1 protein-coding gene is annotated in these 339 nt (G+C 64.0%); it reads left to right on the forward strand.

Going from position 1 to position 339, the window contains the following annotated elements; genetic code table 11:
- Nucleotides 1–339: GAF domain-containing protein (locus EN874_RS32675; RefSeq protein WP_135884731.1), on the forward strand; the 339-nt coding region annotated here is incomplete at both ends.

Consider the following 339-nt stretch of genomic DNA (forward strand, 5'->3'; position numbering starts at 1 on the left):
CCTGGTGATGCGGTCGAAGGCCTCCTCACGCGGCGTATCACCAGGCTGATCAGGAACATCTTCGACGTGCCGATCGCCATCGTCTCGATGATCGACGGACACCGGCAGTGGTACAAGGCCTATGAGGGGCTGGAGAACCGCGAGGTCAGCCGTGACGAGACCTTTTGCAAATACACGCTGCAGGACAGGTCGCCGCTGGTGGTGCCCGACGCGCGCGACGATGCGCGCTTCGCGCAGAACCCGATGGTGACGGCAGGCCCGCAGATCCGCTTCTATGCCGGCGTGCCGTTGCGCACCAATGACGGCCACAACATCGGCACGGTATGCGCCATCGGCTTC

The organism is Mesorhizobium sp. M1D.F.Ca.ET.231.01.1.1, from assembly GCF_003999155.2.
GTDB lineage: Bacteria > Pseudomonadota > Alphaproteobacteria > Rhizobiales > Rhizobiaceae > Mesorhizobium.